The following is a 16,315-nucleotide window of genomic DNA, read 5'->3' on the forward strand; positions in this document are numbered from 1 at the left end:
GAAATTATCTAAATGTATTAAAATTGAGTCAGATACATGAAAGGAAAAATAATGTCATCTGGTGATTGTTTTATAGGATTCATGCTTGTTTTCTTATTTTGGTTATTATTATTAATTTTGGAAATAATTTTAAACATGAGAAACACGATTATAGAATTATCTTTCTTTTCTGATGAAAAACTAAATACTTTAGATAGCGACTTGAACAAAAGATTTGGAATTCGGCTGCAAGCTCCCTTTGAATTGTTGGAGTTCTTGTTAGTGGGTTATATTGTTTATGCGCTATTAACGGATTTACGTTTCCAAGGCATTCAATTAGATGCCGCTTCGTTAAATCAAGTCATGTTCCTCTTTGTGATTATTATTGCGGTCATGGTGGGGGATTTGTTATTGATTGCTAAAGATTTACACATATATAAGTTCATCAAGAACTATGCAGCTTTGACAAGAAAGAATTAATCGATCATATCTTTGGTGATGTGGTCTTTTTTTTATGCTTTTTTGAGGGGAGGTGGTGTTGGTTCACTGCCGTCATCCGCTCCAGTTCTGGGGGATATGGAACGTGGTGGGCCGACTTGGAGCCCCTCAGCAAGCTGACGGTCTTCAAGCTCGACCTTTTACTAAATTGGCAAAGGACGCCAATTAAGTAAAATTTCACCACTGATATTCCCCAGAACTTCCGCTCCTGACTAGGGCTACTGCATATTTGAGTTATTAGTGATATATATAGGAATCCTACGTTCCTTATTTTGCTTGGTAGGAGTGGAAGCTGAAAAACCTTAGTGCTTAAGGAAAAAAGATAAAAGGAAAGACAAAAAAATGTACTGAATTGACTTATGTTTATATCAATTCAATACATTTTTTAATTTCTAACAAAGATATTAATTCATTTTATCTTTTAAGGTTTTAAGTTCTTGACCTTAATCTTTAGTCTTTGAACTTGCCTTAGCCCTTGAACCTGTTCACTTGAGGGATATCCAAACATGTTTTAATATTCTAGGCTGTAGTGAGAGCTCTGAGGGGTCTCAGCCATGAAATTGTTCTTAGTGGGCGAAGCGCACTTAGAACAAGGCTCGACTTTGAAACAATTGTGCACTTCAATTGGTTCAAAGCGATGCCCATGGCGTTCCAGACCCCTCAGAGCCGAACGGAAGCCGGCAGTGAACCATTGAACCACATTATTAAATAAGAGTGAGTTTCAAACGGACCATATCCCGTAAATGAAGATTATTTTCAATGATTGGTTCATCGTAATGCTCAACAAAGAAATTGCTATCAATACTGACAGCTCGGAAACCGCATTTTTGGTAAAGATATAACTGGGCGAAACTGGTGTTGCCAGTCCCAATGGTAATGGTTTTATAGTGATGTTTCTTGGCCCAACTAATGGCAAACTGAATCAATCTTTCACCAAAGCCTTGATTCTGCATGGCCTCAATTACAGCCAAATTAATAACCTCAACCGTCTCTGGTCGGGTATCAAGTAATAATAATACGCCGATGAGTTGTTGGTTACGGATCATTTCAAACTGATGAGACCGGTTGAGGTAGCTATTGATTACTTTTCGTGATGGGTCAGCGGTGAGTAGTAATTGATAGTGTTTTGGCGTTATTTTTTGAATTGGCCGTATGAGGTAATTATTCTCTAATTTGACCATCGCCTTGTACCAAATACTTTGTTGTGGTTAATTCGTTTGCACCCATAGGGCCTCTGGCATGCAGTTTTTGGGTACTGATACCGATCTCGGCGCCAAATCCGAATTGTTGTCCGTCGGTAAAGCGGGTGGAAGCGTTGGTATAAACTACGGCAGCATCGATTTGTTTCATAAATTGGCGACTGGCGGAATAGTTTTCTGTGATGATGGCTTCGGAATGTTTAGTATTGTACTTATTGATGTGTTTGATAGCTTCATCGATACCGTCAACGATCTTGATGGCAATGATGTAGTCGTCGTATTCAGTGCCCCAATCTTCTTCAGTGGCGGGGATAATGTCAGGTACGATGGCTTGAGCTAGAGCGCCACCACGGACTTCAACGTTGTTAGCTCGCAAGGCACTGTATAGCTTTGGCAAAAATTCATTAGCAATATCCTTATGTAAGACAACTTTTTCAGCGGCATTGCAGACTGAAGGGCGTTGAACTTTAGCATTGATAATGATTTTTAGAGCCTTTTCTAAGTCGGCGTCTTTATCAACGTAAATGTGACAGTTGCCGGCTCCGGTTTCAATAATTGGGACTTTAGCTTTATTGACGACCATTTTGATGAATTTGCCACTGCCGCGGGGGATCAAAACGTCGATATAGTCAGTCAGTTCCATCATCTTTTGGGCTGTCTCGTGACTGATGTCGTCGATCAATTGAATGGCGTTAGGATTAATCTGAGAATCTTTTAGAGCCTTTCTCAGGGTCTCTGAGAGGATTATATTGGAATTGATGGCTTCTTTACCGCCACGAAGTATAACGGCGTTACCGGCTTTGAAACAAAGTCCTGCGGCATCGACGGTTACATTAGGTCGAGCTTCGTAGATCATCCCGATGACACCAAGAGGAACACGTTCTTGAGTAATATTCAAACCAGTTTCTGTTTCCCAGCCACGGTCGATTTTGCCAATGGGGTCAGGCAGGTCCATGACTTGTCTTAAACCATCGGCCATATCGTTGATCCGGTCGGGGGTCAATAATAGTCGATCGAGCATGGCTTTTTTCAAACCGTTTTGTTCGGCTTGAGCGATATCTTCTTTATTGGCTTCAATAATTTTACTAGTATTGATCACTAGGGCATTAGCCATATTTAATAGAGCCGCATTCTTTTGCTTAGTTCCTAATTGTCCGAGTTCAAAGGCTGCAGCTTGGGCTTGTTGACCCATTTTTTCAAGATCTGTCATTATTATTCACTCCTAAAACGCTTACTAATTACATCTAGTATACACAAAAAAATAGTGGACGGCTGCATCCACTATTTAACGTCTAAGTAATTTTATGTTTTTTATAGCGTTGATTAAAGTGTTGCCGTCAACGTAATGCTTAATTTATCACTAATTTATGTTGCCGTCAACATAAAGCTCTAATTATTGATATTTTTAGTGATTCGGTCGATCACTTCGATAAATGACTTTTGTTCTTCGTCACTCAAACCTAAGGTTGCCCGCTGTTCCGAGGCAATCCAAATATCTTTAACTTGTTGGGCTAAGTCTTTACCATGTGCGGTCAGACTAACCAAGGTCACCCGTTTATCGGCAGTCGATTTCTCAGTTTGAACTAAGTCGCTGTCGGTCATTCGGCGGACGGATTTGGCAATCGTTGAGTGATCAACACACAGCATAGTAACAAGACTATTTTGTGATAATTGGCCGTGTTCTAAGAGGGCTAAGAGTAATAGGTCTTGGCCAGGATAGAGGCCTAGAGGTCTCATATTCTTGTTGATTTGGTTCTTATAGCTAGTAATAAGGTTAATAATGGCTCGTTCGATTGGAAATTGTGAATTCATTATTATCCTCCTAGTAGTTGATTATTCACGTGTCTTTGCAAACAGGGTACCCACGGGATCACCAGAGAGAATGTTGAAGATAACCTCAGGATTTTTTCCGTTAGTTAAAACCATCTGTTGATTGTGCTTCAAGATTCTTTCGGCAGCTTTTAATTTGGTCGTCATGCCGCCAGTTCCAAATTTAGTTCCGTGACCACCAGCAGCTGCAATTATAGCAGGACTGATCGAATTAATGTTGGAAACTAACTCGGCATCGGGAACTTTTAAAGGATTAGCTGTGTAAAACCCGTCGATATCGGAGAGCATGATCAAAAGGTCGGCATCAACTAAGTTGGTGACAATGGCTGATAATTGGTCATTGTCGCCGAATTTTGTGTGGTGATCCAATTCTGAAACAGTTACCGTATCATTTTCGTTAACGATTGGAATAGCATTATCCATTGATAAGAGTTCTTGGAAACTATTCATCACGTTGGTATGGCTTTCGGGATAGTCGATGATGTCACGGGTGATCAACATTTGAGCGACGGACATATTGTATTCATGGAAAGCTTCGTTATAGATCTGCATTAATTCAGCTTGACCGACCGCAGCGACTGCTTGTTGCTTTGAAATTTTGATGGGGCGTTTGTCGATGCCTAAGACTCCCATACCGACCCCGATGGCGCCTGAAGAGACTAAGACGACGTCTTTACCATCTTTTTTGAGAGTGCTTAAGACTTTGGCTAAATCTTTAATGACCTTAAGATTGATTTTGCTATTTTGACGGATCAAAGTGCTAGTACCGACTTTGACGACAATACGATCTGCATAGATTTGACGCTTATTTTGCATTTTTCTTCCTCATTGCGTTGTTAAAAACTAGTAATTATTTTACATAACTATTACGATAGAACAATAGTAAGAATAAGAAAAGGGTGTATTTCATGTATAAAATTTTAATCGTGCTTCATGACGGTGACGAGTATATCCGAATGAACAAAGTTTACATCGAAAGTATGCCAGTTGCAGGCCAATATATTATTCATTCAGATGGATTACCTTATTATGTAGAAGAAGTTACGACTTTTGTTGGGTATGTCAGCACTAAAGGTGCAATTGCAATCGTTGTCGTACATCCAGCACCAAAAGATGAAGCCGTAAATGAGTTATATGGTGTTGATATTGAAAGGGACCTTGATGATCCGGATTTGAAAAAAAGAGAATCAGAATAATTTTTAGCCACTAGTCGTAATTTAGATTAGTGGCTAATTTTTTCAAAAAAAAATAAAGGCCTACCACAAGCCTTTATTTTGCGAGAAATTTAAGAATAGAGCCTACCACAAACCCTATTCTTTAAGCAGTTGAGAAGGAGTACTACTTTTTTCGGATAACAATGAAAATATTGTCAGGTTTATACATCTCGCCTATATAACCAAATTAATTATAAGTCGAATATTAAAACATTTCTACAATTTTACCAAAGATATTTTGATTAAAAGAGCAACATAGTGGAAATGAGGCCTAAATTGATACACTATCTTGGCGAACTTGTGAAATAAGCTGAAATCAATTGTGCAAAATGCAATAATTTAGATATGAGATTTAAGCAGTAATATGAAGGAAAATTCAAAATCGTATAAGTATTTTATATAAAGTTGAATGCATATTGTTAGAAAAAGGGTGCATACTAGAAACAATCGATGAGAAGATATTGCACACTTTGTTTCACGGATAGAAGGGTGGTTACATTTTGAAGCAAGTTAAAATTTCCAATGTTGAGCGGGATAACTTTATCCGTTCCATTGAAGAGTCCGTGGGATCATTTAATTTGGGTACAGAAGGTTCGTTAATTGAGTTAGTATTTAAACATTTGAAAGAAATGGAATACGACAATAACCTTGAAGAAGAATTAAATAGATTCCGACGTGACTTAATAAAATTTGATATAGACACTGGACATCGTCATAAGCGTGATGTTGAAGAATTGTTATTTAAAATTAAGAATCGAACTTTGCCATATATTTAGGATATAATGCAGGAATATTAATTATTCTTGTATTTTTTTTATTTTCTGATGATATTATATGCTCGAGGTGTTAAAAATGACGAAAATTTTGCAAAAAATGATTCAAGATGTACCAATTTTAGAAGTAACCCCCGAGGACTCATTTCACAAACCGCTTGCGTTAGTAGTCTTTTATCACGGTTGGCGTTCCAGTAAAGAATTAGTTTTGACGCAAGCTAGAAAACTTGCCAAAAAGAATATTCGTGTTGTTTTACCGGATGCAATGAATCATGGACAACGATTAAATGATATTTCGTCGATTCCTTCGTTTACTTTTTGGAATAGTATTCAAGCTAATTTGGCCGAATTTTCGTTGATTAAAGACTACTATTTGAAAAAAGGCCTGATCAAAGATCAAAAAATTGGTGTCGGTGGTTATTCAATGGGTGGCATGACTACTGGAGCCTTATTAACGGCCCATCCAGAAATTACTGCCGCCACGATCATTATGGGGACTCCCGACTTGGCCACCTATGCAAAGTTAGTCCGCATTGATGCCAAACGTCGTGGAATATACGTCCCTGAAGATATGGAGCAGCTTACTAGTTGGATAGATAATTTCGATTTAAATCAACATCCAGAGACAATTAACCATCGTCCGCTCTTATTTTGGCATGGAACGAATGATTACCGTATTCCTTATCGCCAATCAAAAGACTTTTTCGACCGGATTCATCAACAATCCTATGCTGATCAAGTAGCCTTTATTACTGGCTATAAAGCAGGTCATTTAGTGGAAACAAGATTAATGGATAAGATCGCTAACTTTTTTGAGTATTACTTGGAATAACTTTGAACAGAATCGCAAAATTAACCAGGCCTAAAATTGTTAATAGAATGAAGGCGTGTTGACTTCCTTGTGCTGTGGCTGTACTCAAACTCAAATGTTGATTATTCTGGCTTTGAGCAATGATGGCAGAAACAATCGAGGTCCCGGTAGCTCCAGCAAATTGTTGTAAGGTATTAAAAAGAGCGTTGCCATCAGCTTGTTGGTTGCTGGAAAGATATTTAAGGCCGTTAGTCATAATATTGCCCACAGACATCCCCATACCAAACATGTAGAGAATGTAGAACCAGATGATCAAAGTGTTAGATAGTTTTAAGCTGAAGCTGGTGAAAAGAATCAATGAGATATCAGCACAGATCACGCCACAGATAATAGGCCGACGTGCACCGAATTCATCCAGTAACTTACCACCAAGCGGTGCTAAAATGGCACCAACCACACCGGCAGGAAACACTGCTAGTCCAGCTATAGTAGCTGAGTCATGATTGACTAATTGAATGTAGTTAGGCAAGATAAAGGCGAAACCTAATGACAATATTTGGAAAAGGAAGAAACTCAAGACGTGGCTGCTAAAAGTAGTTTCTTTTAAGACGTTCAAATTAATAATTGGTTCCGCAAGCTTGTTGGAACGATGAACGAAACCGAGCAATCCTAGGAGACCAACAATAAAAGAACCGATCACTAAGCCTGTTAAGTGGCTCAAATTGCTGAAGCCGAAGATCAAGCCAGTAAAGGTCAAAATCAAATAAATCAAACTCAACCAGTCAAATCGAGATTTTTGGATTTGGCTTTTTTGATGGATATTTTTGATTCCTAAGATAAAAGATAAGACTAGGATCGGCAACAGGATCACGAAGATATAGCGCCAACCTAAAGAATTAACGACCAGTCCACCAAAAGTTGGTCCAATCGCTGGTGCGATAGCTGTAATTAGAGTTCCGATACCCATCATCAAACCGATTTTCGATTCCGGGACGTTCTCTAAGATGATGTTGAACATTAATGGTAAAGCAATACCTGTTCCCAGACCTTGAATGACTCGGCCCAAGAGTAACAAACTAAAACTAGGGGCGATTGCGTCAATTAGTACCCCGACAATAAAACTCACATTAGCGATTATGAAGAGTCGCTTAGTCGAGTGATTGCGCTTCAAAAATGACGATAAGGGAACGATGATAGCGACAACTAAGAGGTAAATCGTAGTCATCCACTGAACAGTCGAGGTAGAGATGGAGAATTGTTTCATTAAAGTAGGAAAGGAAATGTTCATGGAAGTTTCAACGATCACGCCGCAAAATGACATCAGACCAGTAGCTAATACGGCTAATAAGACATTGAAAGGGACTTTTTCAGTTTTATTCATCGGTATTACCTCCTTGGACGTAGAAATTTAGAATTTTTTCAAAGATGGCGATCTCAGCCGCAGAAAAATTGTTCTCTAATAGTTCTTGATTATTCTGCATGAAATGGTTGATATCAATTTCTAGCTTGTGCGATTTTTCGGTTAAGAAAACTGACTTTTGTCGTGCATCGCTTGTGGAGAGCCGCCGATAGATCAAGTCACGTTTTTCCATTCTTTGCAACAGGACTGTTGCTGTAGAACGCTGAATATAGAATTCTTTTTCGATATCGCTTTGAAAAATCTCTTGGTCATTCTTTCGACTCAAAAAATCGATCACTGACATTTGCATCCAAGTTAAATCATACTTTTGAGCAAAGAGATCTAACTTTTTAGTGATCCGATTAGCAGCGATTTTTAAAAGACGATTTGTATATTTTTCAGACATTATTAAAACCTCTTTGTGAAAATATCGTTAGCTAACTAACGATTGATTATCTTACAATCTTTTTTAAAAGAATGCAACTAAAAATAGCAACCAAATTCAAAATCGAATCAGGTTGCTATTAGGTATCCAAGTTAAATTACTTTATAGTCTAAATTTAATAACCGGTTGCGAAGGATCTTGCTAGTAGTAGTTTTGGGAAATTTTCGTATTTGGCGAAATTCAATCGGGACTTGATAATTCGCTAAATTATGTTGACCGAATTCTTGCAAGGTGGCACTCGTCAGGAAAGCGTCTTTTTGCAAAGTCAAATAAGCAATGGGAACTTGTCTATCTGTTCTTTTAATCCCGACTACACAAATATCGACGATGCCATTGACACCTCGAAAGGCATTTTCAACTTCTTCAGGATAGATTATCTTGTCATCAGAATAGATCAGATCAGCTTGACGTCCTCGATGATATAAGAAGTTATCGTGATCTAAATAGCCGACGTCGCCAGTTTTGAAAAAGCCATCAGCCGTAAAACGTGATTTAAACAGCTCTGGTTTGTTGAGATAGCCGACGGCTACAGTTGGTGACTTGACTTCGATGTTGCCGATATTGTCTTGATTGATGTCGGTGATCCGAATTTGAGTTGTGAAAAAAGGCTGACCGCACGAGCCGGCTTTGATCTCCGCATCTCGGAAATTTAAAGCCGAAATATTGGCGGTAGTCTCGGTCATCCCGTAAGATTGTAAGACAGGGACTTCCAACATGTGACAGCGTAATAGTGTCCAATTATCAACTCGTCCCGTGCCTAAGAAAATACAACGGAAGTTTTTATTGTATCGCTTGCCCTTGGGTAGAGCATTCAATAATTTTCTCAGCAACGGTGGACTCAAGGAGATGATTGTTGCTCTTTCATTGATCAAGACTTTATTGATCAGTGAGATATTGAAACCTCTAATCAAATAGACGCCGATACCATAGATCAACGAACGCATGATGATCGACAGTCCCGGAACGTTGAAGAGGGGCAGCGTTAAGACCCAGACATCTTGCTTATTGATACCAAGGTTTAACGCTGTTCCCATAGCCGAATAAAAATAATTGCCGTAGGTCAACATAACGCCAGTATCATTGTGGTCAGCACTAGGAGTATAGACGATTGAGGCTATTTGTTCATTGTCGAATTCCGCTATTGGTTGGTAAGCATGGTCAGGCTCTAAACTGAGAATATCGGACATTAAGACTTTTTGAGCATCGATTTGATTCAATCGTTGATAATCCGCCGAGTCGCTGACAAGGACTAATTTGGGTTGGGAATCGTTGAGCTGATACCTTAAAGTTTCAGTTGAAAGTTGAGTGTCAAGAAAGATGGTTGCAGCCCCTAACTGTTGGAGTGCTAAAATGGCAACGTAACCGTTGAAACAATTATCGGTAAAGAGTGCGATCGAATCATTTTTTCTGATACCGTGAGTGTGGAGCTTACTAGCAAAAGTTTGCACCGTTGAGTTTAATTCGCCAAAAGTGAAGTCGGCATGTTCTAAGAATAGGGCGGTTTTGTCAGGATCGAGTTTTGCACGTTTGACTAACCAGTTTTCCAAAATATGACCTCCCTAGACGTTAAAGTCTGATACGATTAAAGTACTATAACTAGATTGTAAAACATTTATTTGGATAAAAATAACTAATTATTGAAAAAAATTGAGGTATGAAATGAGTTTACTAGATGATTTAGGAATTGAAGTAGTAGAAAAAGGCAAGCACAAAGTTGTTTTAGAAATGGATTTGACTGCAGAACAGCTGGCAAAAAAGCAAGATCAAAATGATATCAAAGCCCTCTTGTCGGAGACTGCCGCAAGCATTGGCGCCAATCTAAATATGGACCCAACAAGCGCAGCCAAAGTATTGACCGTGTCGATCCATAATCTCAATGCCTTAAAAGCAGGACGGTTAGTTGTCGAAGCAATCTCGATCCGTAACGGTGATAACGTCCAAACTTGGCAAGCTGTAACTCACTTTTCAGATTCTGCAATTACTAATTCATTGAGTACAGTAACGTTAAAAAAAATCCAGATCTAATGGCGATAGATTCTGGAATTTATTATTTCGAAAAAAGCTAGCAGAATCAAGCTTAAACCGAAAAGTTGATATATGAAAATAATAGTTTTAGAAGGGTTCAAGATGAACACGATACCGGCCAGTATTAATAATGCTGAGTAAAAATAGTCGAGGTATGTTGTCACTGGGACCCTTTTTGTCATCTCATGAGAATCACGAAATTGGTTGATGCCATTGACTAAAAGGATGATTCCTAAGACTGGCGGCACCAAAGGTATCAAGAATCTGGCAACGAATAAGACAACTATCGCCAAGAACAATGCCCCAACGCCTAGGCCGATTGCAATGTTATTTTCGCCAGTGGTTTTGCGAATATTAAAGCCATCGAAGATCGAGAGAATGCCATAAATTGCGATATAACTGGAAACCAAGTAAACGATCATATTGAAACTTTTGATGGGTTGAACTACGATCAAAATCCCGGCTATCAGCAAAAAAAGGAATCTTAACCAGCGATAAAGTTGGAACTGCCTAACCATTATAAATTTCCCCCTAAGCTACTTATGATTATATGATACCAGAAAAGCTTAAAAAGAGAATCAGTTGCAAGAATTTATTTCACAAACTCAGTTGTCAAGTTATAAGCGGGCAATAATAATGGCCCTAAGCAAAATTCTTTAATTGTGAAACTAATGTGGTAGGTTATATGTAGATACGAAACTTAGGAGGAGATATTATGGCTATTCGTGCATCAGATAAGATGGTTGATGTTTTATCAAAATGGGGTGTAGACAATATCTATGGTTTACCCGGTGACTCGGTCGATACCACAGTTGATGCTTTATATCGAGCTCAAGACAAGATCAAGTTCACTCACGTATTACATGAAGAAGTGGCGGCTTTAGCAGCTAGTGCCCACGCTAAATTGACTGGTAAATTAGGAGTTTGCCTGTCGATCGGTGGACCAGGAGCAATTCATTTGTTGAACGGACTTTACGACGCCAAGATGGATCATGTCCCAGTGCTTGCAATTTTAGGACAGGTTCAATCTAAGCTGCTCAATACCGATTTCTTCCAAGAAGTCGATACACATGTCTTGTTCGATGATGTTGCCGTCTACAATAAAATCATCATGGACCCTCAGTCTTTGCCTCGAGTAGTTGATGAAGCGATCCGGACGGCCATTTCTAAAAAAGGTGTCGCAGTTTTGACGATCCCTGACGATATACCAGCTCACATGATCAAAAATGATTTCACGCCTAACGTTGATAACTTTCAACCAGAAAACTACCACATCGATGATGATCAAATAAAAAAAGTTATGGAACTTTTGCAGATTCATGCCAACCCAATTGTTTTAGCTGGAGTTGGAATCAAGCATGCCAAAAAAGAAATGAAAGAATTCATTGAAAAGTATAAGCTGCCGATTATTTTAACCATGCCTGCTAAAGGCCTAGTTGATGACGACCATCCTTATAATTTAGGCCAGTTGGGTAAATTAGGGACTAAGCCAGCCTTTGAAATGATGCAAAAAGCCGATCTCGTCATCATGGTCGGAACTGACTACCCTTATACCGATTATTTGAATAAGAAAGTCGATGCTGTTCAAATTGACCTCAAGGCCGAACGTTTGGGCAAGCGCCGTCATGTCAATGTCGCCATTCAAGGGGATGCCAAAGAAGTTCTGGCTAAACTGAATGCAAGTGGTGAACCAGTCGCTCAACGTCCTTATTTAGACGAAGCCGTTTCAAAGATTGGACAATGGCATAGTTGGATGCATGATGTCTATTCAAAGAAACACACCGGTGTTTTACCTTCGCTGATGTTTCATAATATCTCAAAAAGTGCGCCTAGTGATACTATTTGGTCGATTGATGTCGGGACTTCCACTGCTTTTGGAGCCCGCTTCTTGAACGCTAAATCAAGTCAGGATTATACCATCTCTGCTTGGTTAGGTACGATGGGCTGTGCATTGCCAGGAGCGATTGCTGCTAAAGACGATTTCCCACAACGTCCTGTTTATGCAATCGCAGGGGATGGAGCAACTGCTATGGTCATGCAAGATTTTGCTACGGCAGTTCGGTATGACTTACCAATGCTGTATATCGTCTTAAACAATAAATTGCTGGCCTTTATTGAATACGAGCAACAATCAGCTGGTCAACAAAATTATGGAATCAGTTTACCAGAGATCGATTTCGCTAAAGTAGCCCAGGCTTGTGGTGGTATCGGTGAAAGAATTACTACTGATGAAGAATTCAAAGCTGCAATCGAGAAATACCGTAACCCAACTAAACCAGTACTGTTGGATGTTGCAGTGACCGATGAGGCACCCCTACCTGGTAAAATCATGCGAGACGAAGCAGAAGGCTACACTAAATTTGGACTGGGCTATGTGGCCGATAAGAAAGCTTTGCCAGAGTTACCACCAGTCAAAGAAATCTTACGTTCATTCTTATAGAAAAACAAAGAAGCTGTCGCAATTGCGATAGCTTCTTTATTTTGGAACTATTATTTTAACGATTGAACATTTTAGTAAACTGTTACATCGTCAGCTTTGATGAATTCATCAGTAGCGATGCGATAGTACAAAGTACCATTGATATTGACTAGTTGGTCAGTATACCAAGTGCTTTGAGCAATGACTTTCCGATTAGTTACAGCGTTACCTTGAGTATCGTAAAGTTGTGTGGAACCAGTGCTGCCATTAACTCTTACATAAGAGTGGATAGCTTGATAAGGGTTAACGTCACTAGCTTTAACAAACTCATTCGAGGCAACACGGTAATACTTTTCACCATTGATAGTGATCGTACGGTCAGTGAACCAATCGCTGATAGCACTGAGAGAACGGTTTATGACCACATTACCTTCAGCACTATAAAGAGTCTTGCTTGTACGGTCGCGAGTTTCAATCGTCAAGTTAGCATCCTCATAAGGATAAACGTCACTAGCTTTGACATATTCGTTTGTAGCAACACGATAGTAGAGAATTCCGTCAATTGAAACTTTTTGATCAACGTACCAGGCAGTATCTTTACCAGGCTTACGTGAGTATTCAGAAGCTTTATTGCCACTACTGAATGTGTAAACTTGAACTTCTGGTTGATCTTTATAAGTTGCCACATCCATTTGGATTGCAACCGCACTGCCATTGGCTTTGTCAGGATTTGAACCAGCAACATTAGGATCTGTTGTAGTTCCAGAACCAGTTCCACTAGGAATTCTAGTTAAGACAATCTTGTCAGTTGTACTGATTGAGTGATCAGAGTTAATTACAGCTTGAATGGTCTTCTTATTTGAAGTGTAACCTGGGACATTTGGAACATCAATGGTAATAGTTTGACCAACTGTACCATTGATTCCAGTGACAGGTAAAGTTGAGGCTTGACCATCTTTAGTTACTGGGATTGTAGCAGTTTCGTTTTTAACAGTATTACCAGTACAAGTAGCATCCTTAGGATCAACAGTAACTTTACCATCAGGACCGATAACACCAGGAGCAGTAGTAGGGTGATTATAGCCATCTACATCAGGAAGTGTGACGTTAACAGTGTCGCCGACATTACCTTTGATGCCATCAACAGTTTTGTCACCAACAGGAGTTTTGATAGTGGCAGTACCATTATCACCCGGATTACCAACATAGTTAGTATTTTGATTAGGATCAAGTTTTACAGAACCATCAGTCTGAACAGTACCAGTGAAAGAAGGTGTTTTATAACCATTGACTGCTGGAGCAGTGATGGTAACTTTGTCACCGACTTTAGAAGGAGTACCTTCGTTGTTAGTCGTACCAGTAACTTTTTGAGTAGTTCCATCAGGTAGAGTAATAGGGTAATTCCAATCTTGCTTGATCCCTGTGTAAGTAATGGTGTCAGTAGTTGTAGCAGTTCCGTCAGGAGTGATAGTGAAAGTGATCTGCTTCTTATCAGGTGTGTAACCATCAACGGTTGGTGTATCAACTGTTATTTTGTCGCCAACTTTACCAGAGATATTATTTACGGTTTGGTCACCTAAGTTAGATGAAACTTTTGATGAAAGATTATCAACAGGATTACCAACATAGTTAAGACTTTGACCAGAATCAAGTTTTACAGAACCATCAGATTGAACAGTACCAGAAGCAGAAGGAGTGTCGTAGCCTTTAACTGCTGGAGCAGTGACGGTAACTTTGTCACCAACTTTAGAAGGAGTACCTTCTGAGTTATTTGAACCAGTAACCTTTTGAGTAGTTCCATCATTTAGAGTAACAGTGTAATTCCAAGACATGTTGTTTAAAGTGTAAGTAATGGTGTCAGTAGTCATTCCTGTTGGAGCAATAACTACGCTAACAAAAGACTGTGAAGCCGTATATCCGTCAACTGTAGGAACGTTTACAGTTTGTGTACTACCTACTTTACCTGTTACGGAAGCGGTCAAATCTTTACCCAAATTATTAGGAATTGTTATTGTAACAGTAATTTCTTTATCTGAAATAGGATCGCTAGCAGTATTCGGTGTGTAGGTCATAGCAGGTGCACCGCTACCAGGGTTTGAACTTGAGTTAGTAGAACTATATGTTGTTCCTAAACCAGGTGCATTAGCAGCAAACTTAGTCGAACCTGAGATCCAAGAATTGGCTGTGCTGGATGGTAAATAAGTGTAGGCACTGAATCCGGTAGAATGGCTAAGCCTAATAGATGATAAGTTGGTACCATCAAACATACCATCGCCTTTAGTTGAGTCACCAGTGTCGACTTTTGCTGTATCGGCACCATATGGAATCAACCATGAGCCAAGATCCAATGACTGAAGAGCAATACAGTTTTTAAACATTCGTGCAAAGTGATATGAACTACTCATTTGCCAGCCGGTGGTATTAACAGTTGAAAGCTTCATATCGCCGTTGAACATATCCTCATAGTTATCAACCTTTGTCATTTCCTTGTGAGAGTTAAAGTCAGCACTTGTTAATGAAGTATCACCTTGAAAGACACTCTTCATTGAGGTAACTGATGAAGTTATTAGTTGTGAAAAATCGATGGAGGTTAAACTAGTATCATTTTTGAACATATCCTGCATAGTTGTGACATTTGAAGTGTTTTTCAAGGTTGAAAGATCGATTGACTTCAAACTTGGATCATTTTCAAATAGTCCCGACATGTCAGTGGTACTTTTGAAATCAATATTATCTAAACCTGAAACATCTTGTAAGTTAGGTAAATTTGAGAAGTAGTGACTCATATTCCCAGCAGCAACAACAGTTAAGTTGATACTAATATGTTTGATATCGTTAGAATTTTGTGACCACGGTGCTGAAGATGTTGTAGAGTCAGCGCTATCTTTACTTTCATCAAAGACACCTTGGCCAATATTTAAAGTGCCATCCTTGGTTGCGTCAGTCGACTTAGAAATATTCCAAACTAAACCAGCATCGGTTTGTCCAGAAGCATATTGAGTGTCGGTAGCAGTAGAAGCTTCAGCAACAGGTTGAATAGCTGATTTAGCTGCTAAAGGTGTTATTGTTTTAGCGGCTGGGTCAGGACTAGTTGTTTTAGGAGCCTGAGTACTTGTTGAATCTGAAGTGGAGGCTGTGGCAGTATCTTGCTTTGTCGAATCAGGAGTTACTGATTCAGTGGCTGGATCAGCTGTAACTGTTTGACTATTAGTTGTATCGGTCTTATTAGAAACAGTTGCTGTCTGACTAGTAGTTGTATCAGTTTTATTAGAAACAGTTGTTGTTTGTTTAGTAGTTTCTGAAGAAGCTTTAATACCCTCAGAACTACTGGAGGCCTGGTCTTTATTATCTGTGGCTGTTTGGACGGTTGCTACATCAGTAGTAGTAGCGGCCTTAGCTACATAACTTGGTCCTCCAAGTAAGAATATCCCTCCAGCGAAAGCTAAACTGCTAACGACAATCCAATTCTTTTTAGATTTGACTAATTTCTTTCTCATGATACTATTTGGATTACTTTTAAGCTGTTGAAAACGCATAAAAAATCCCCCTTTAATAATTATTATTAACATTTCTTATATAAAGCAACGGTTTATATTATAGAATTTTATTTATAAGAGGAATCTCAATGCTTGTAAAGAAAAATTAATTAATATGCAAAAAGCTTATGGATAAAGTAGTTCTAAGTATATTTTTATATTAAAAAAATGTCATAAAAAGTCACAA

At 39.0% G+C, this 16,315-nt stretch carries 15 protein-coding genes; 6 read left to right on the forward strand and 9 right to left on the reverse strand.

The window, feature by feature from the left end; translation table 11 throughout:
• Positions 1–135 precede the first annotated feature (135 nt).
• Positions 136–459, forward strand: coding sequence for a hypothetical protein (locus tag ACG72T_RS03350; RefSeq protein WP_395264607.1), 324 nt, complete (start codon positions 136–138; stop codon positions 457–459).
• Positions 460–1,181: 722 nt separating this feature from the next.
• Here ACG72T_RS03350 and ACG72T_RS03355 read toward each other — a convergent pair.
• The 4 genes from ACG72T_RS03355 to proB all read right to left on the reverse strand — a co-directional run bounded on the left by ACG72T_RS03355 (position 1,182) and on the right by proB (position 4,322).
• Positions 1,182–1,658 (reverse strand): GNAT family N-acetyltransferase, encoded by a 477-nt coding sequence (locus ACG72T_RS03355; protein ID WP_395264608.1) that lies wholly within the window; start codon positions 1,656–1,658, stop codon positions 1,182–1,184.
• Positions 1,639–2,886, reverse strand: coding sequence for a glutamate-5-semialdehyde dehydrogenase (locus ACG72T_RS03360; RefSeq protein WP_395264610.1), 1,248 nt, complete (start codon positions 2,884–2,886; stop codon positions 1,639–1,641). Before ACG72T_RS03360 ends, ACG72T_RS03355 begins: the two co-directional genes overlap by 20 nt.
• Positions 2,887–3,065: 179 nt before the next feature.
• Positions 3,066–3,488 (reverse strand): MarR family winged helix-turn-helix transcriptional regulator, encoded by a 423-nt coding sequence (locus tag ACG72T_RS03365; protein ID WP_395264611.1) that lies wholly within the window; start codon positions 3,486–3,488, stop codon positions 3,066–3,068.
• A 21-nt stretch (positions 3,489–3,509) separates the two neighbouring features.
• Entirely contained in the window at positions 3,510–4,322 is an 813-nt protein-coding gene (gene proB, locus ACG72T_RS03370; protein ID WP_395264612.1) for a glutamate 5-kinase, read from the reverse strand.
• 92 nt (positions 4,323–4,414) lie between these two features.
• On the opposite strand from proB, the gene ACG72T_RS03375 reads away from it, so the two are divergent.
• The 3 genes from ACG72T_RS03375 to ACG72T_RS03385 all read left to right on the forward strand — a co-directional run bounded on the left by ACG72T_RS03375 (position 4,415) and on the right by ACG72T_RS03385 (position 6,325).
• Positions 4,415–4,702, forward strand: coding sequence for a LysR family transcriptional regulator (locus tag ACG72T_RS03375; protein ID WP_395264613.1), 288 nt, complete (start codon positions 4,415–4,417; stop codon positions 4,700–4,702).
• Between the two features lie 518 nt (positions 4,703–5,220).
• On the forward strand, positions 5,221–5,496 hold the full coding sequence (locus tag ACG72T_RS03380) for a hypothetical protein (protein ID WP_395264614.1): 276 nt from the start codon (positions 5,221–5,223) through the stop codon (positions 5,494–5,496).
• A 76-nt stretch (positions 5,497–5,572) separates the two neighbouring features.
• On the forward strand, positions 5,573–6,325 hold the full coding sequence (locus ACG72T_RS03385) for an alpha/beta fold hydrolase (protein WP_395264615.1): 753 nt from the start codon (positions 5,573–5,575) through the stop codon (positions 6,323–6,325).
• On the opposite strand, the gene ACG72T_RS03390 is transcribed toward ACG72T_RS03385, so the two are convergent.
• From ACG72T_RS03390 to ACG72T_RS03400, 3 genes are all read right to left on the reverse strand, one after another.
• Positions 6,297–7,685 (reverse strand): MDR family MFS transporter, encoded by a 1,389-nt coding sequence (locus tag ACG72T_RS03390; protein WP_395264616.1) that lies wholly within the window; start codon positions 7,683–7,685, stop codon positions 6,297–6,299. The two genes, ACG72T_RS03385 and ACG72T_RS03390, sit on opposite strands and share 29 nt — an antisense overlap.
• Positions 7,678–8,109 (reverse strand): MarR family winged helix-turn-helix transcriptional regulator, encoded by a 432-nt coding sequence (locus ACG72T_RS03395; protein WP_395264617.1) that lies wholly within the window; start codon positions 8,107–8,109, stop codon positions 7,678–7,680. The genes ACG72T_RS03390 and ACG72T_RS03395 overlap by 8 nt, the downstream gene beginning before the upstream one ends.
• A 131-nt stretch (positions 8,110–8,240) precedes the next feature.
• A complete protein-coding gene (locus ACG72T_RS03400) occupies positions 8,241–9,695 on the reverse strand; it encodes an AMP-binding protein (protein WP_395264618.1) in 1,455 nt (484 codons plus the stop codon).
• Between the two features lie 112 nt (positions 9,696–9,807).
• On the opposite strand from ACG72T_RS03400, the gene ACG72T_RS03405 reads away from it, so the two are divergent.
• Positions 9,808–10,173: an aromatic compound catabolic protein gene (locus ACG72T_RS03405; protein ID WP_395264619.1), complete on the forward strand. Its 366-nt coding sequence runs from the start codon at positions 9,808–9,810 to the stop codon at positions 10,171–10,173.
• Here the strand turns inward: ACG72T_RS03405 and ACG72T_RS03410 are convergent.
• Positions 10,170–10,691, reverse strand: coding sequence for a DUF308 domain-containing protein (locus tag ACG72T_RS03410; RefSeq protein ID WP_395264620.1), 522 nt, complete (start codon positions 10,689–10,691; stop codon positions 10,170–10,172). The genes ACG72T_RS03405 and ACG72T_RS03410 overlap by 4 nt on opposite strands.
• Positions 10,692–10,888: 197 nt before the next feature.
• Between ACG72T_RS03410 and ACG72T_RS03415 the strand changes: the two genes are divergently transcribed.
• Positions 10,889–12,613 (forward strand): pyruvate oxidase, encoded by a 1,725-nt coding sequence (locus ACG72T_RS03415; protein WP_395264621.1) that lies wholly within the window; start codon positions 10,889–10,891, stop codon positions 12,611–12,613.
• A gap of 71 nt (positions 12,614–12,684) precedes the next feature.
• Here ACG72T_RS03415 and ACG72T_RS03420 read toward each other — a convergent pair whose 3' ends face one another.
• On the reverse strand, positions 12,685–16,128 hold the full coding sequence (locus tag ACG72T_RS03420; protein ID WP_395264622.1) for a BspA family leucine-rich repeat surface protein: 3,444 nt from the start codon (positions 16,126–16,128) through the stop codon (positions 12,685–12,687).
• Positions 16,129–16,315: the final 187 nt, after the last annotated feature.

This window comes from Companilactobacillus sp. FL22-1 (assembly GCF_043951805.1).
In the GTDB taxonomy this organism is placed as follows: domain Bacteria; phylum Bacillota; class Bacilli; order Lactobacillales; family Lactobacillaceae; genus Companilactobacillus.

Coding starts and splice junctions, on each gene's coding strand:
- ACG72T_RS03415 (WP_395264621.1), top strand. CDS start 10,889: ATGGCTATTCGTGCATCAGATAAGATGGTTGATGTTTTATCAAAATGG.
- ACG72T_RS03390 (WP_395264616.1), bottom strand. CDS start 7,685: ATGAATAAAACTGAAAAAGTCCCTTTCAATGTCTTATTAGCCGTATTA.
- ACG72T_RS03385 (WP_395264615.1), top strand. CDS start 5,573: ATGACGAAAATTTTGCAAAAAATGATTCAAGATGTACCAATTTTAGAA.
- ACG72T_RS03365 (WP_395264611.1), bottom strand. CDS start 3,488: ATGAATTCACAATTTCCAATCGAACGAGCCATTATTAACCTTATTACT.
- ACG72T_RS03405 (WP_395264619.1), top strand. CDS start 9,808: ATGAGTTTACTAGATGATTTAGGAATTGAAGTAGTAGAAAAAGGCAAG.
- ACG72T_RS03410 (WP_395264620.1), bottom strand. CDS start 10,691: ATGGTTAGGCAGTTCCAACTTTATCGCTGGTTAAGATTCCTTTTTTTG.
- ACG72T_RS03420 (WP_395264622.1), bottom strand. CDS start 16,128: ATGCGTTTTCAACAGCTTAAAAGTAATCCAAATAGTATCATGAGAAAG.
- ACG72T_RS03375 (WP_395264613.1), top strand. CDS start 4,415: ATGTATAAAATTTTAATCGTGCTTCATGACGGTGACGAGTATATCCGA.
- ACG72T_RS03350 (WP_395264607.1), top strand. CDS start 136: ATGAGAAACACGATTATAGAATTATCTTTCTTTTCTGATGAAAAACTA.
- ACG72T_RS03355 (WP_395264608.1), bottom strand. CDS start 1,658: ATGGTCAAATTAGAGAATAATTACCTCATACGGCCAATTCAAAAAATA.
- ACG72T_RS03395 (WP_395264617.1), bottom strand. CDS start 8,109: ATGTCTGAAAAATATACAAATCGTCTTTTAAAAATCGCTGCTAATCGG.
- ACG72T_RS03360 (WP_395264610.1), bottom strand. CDS start 2,886: ATGACAGATCTTGAAAAAATGGGTCAACAAGCCCAAGCTGCAGCCTTT.
- proB (WP_395264612.1), bottom strand. CDS start 4,322: ATGCAAAATAAGCGTCAAATCTATGCAGATCGTATTGTCGTCAAAGTC.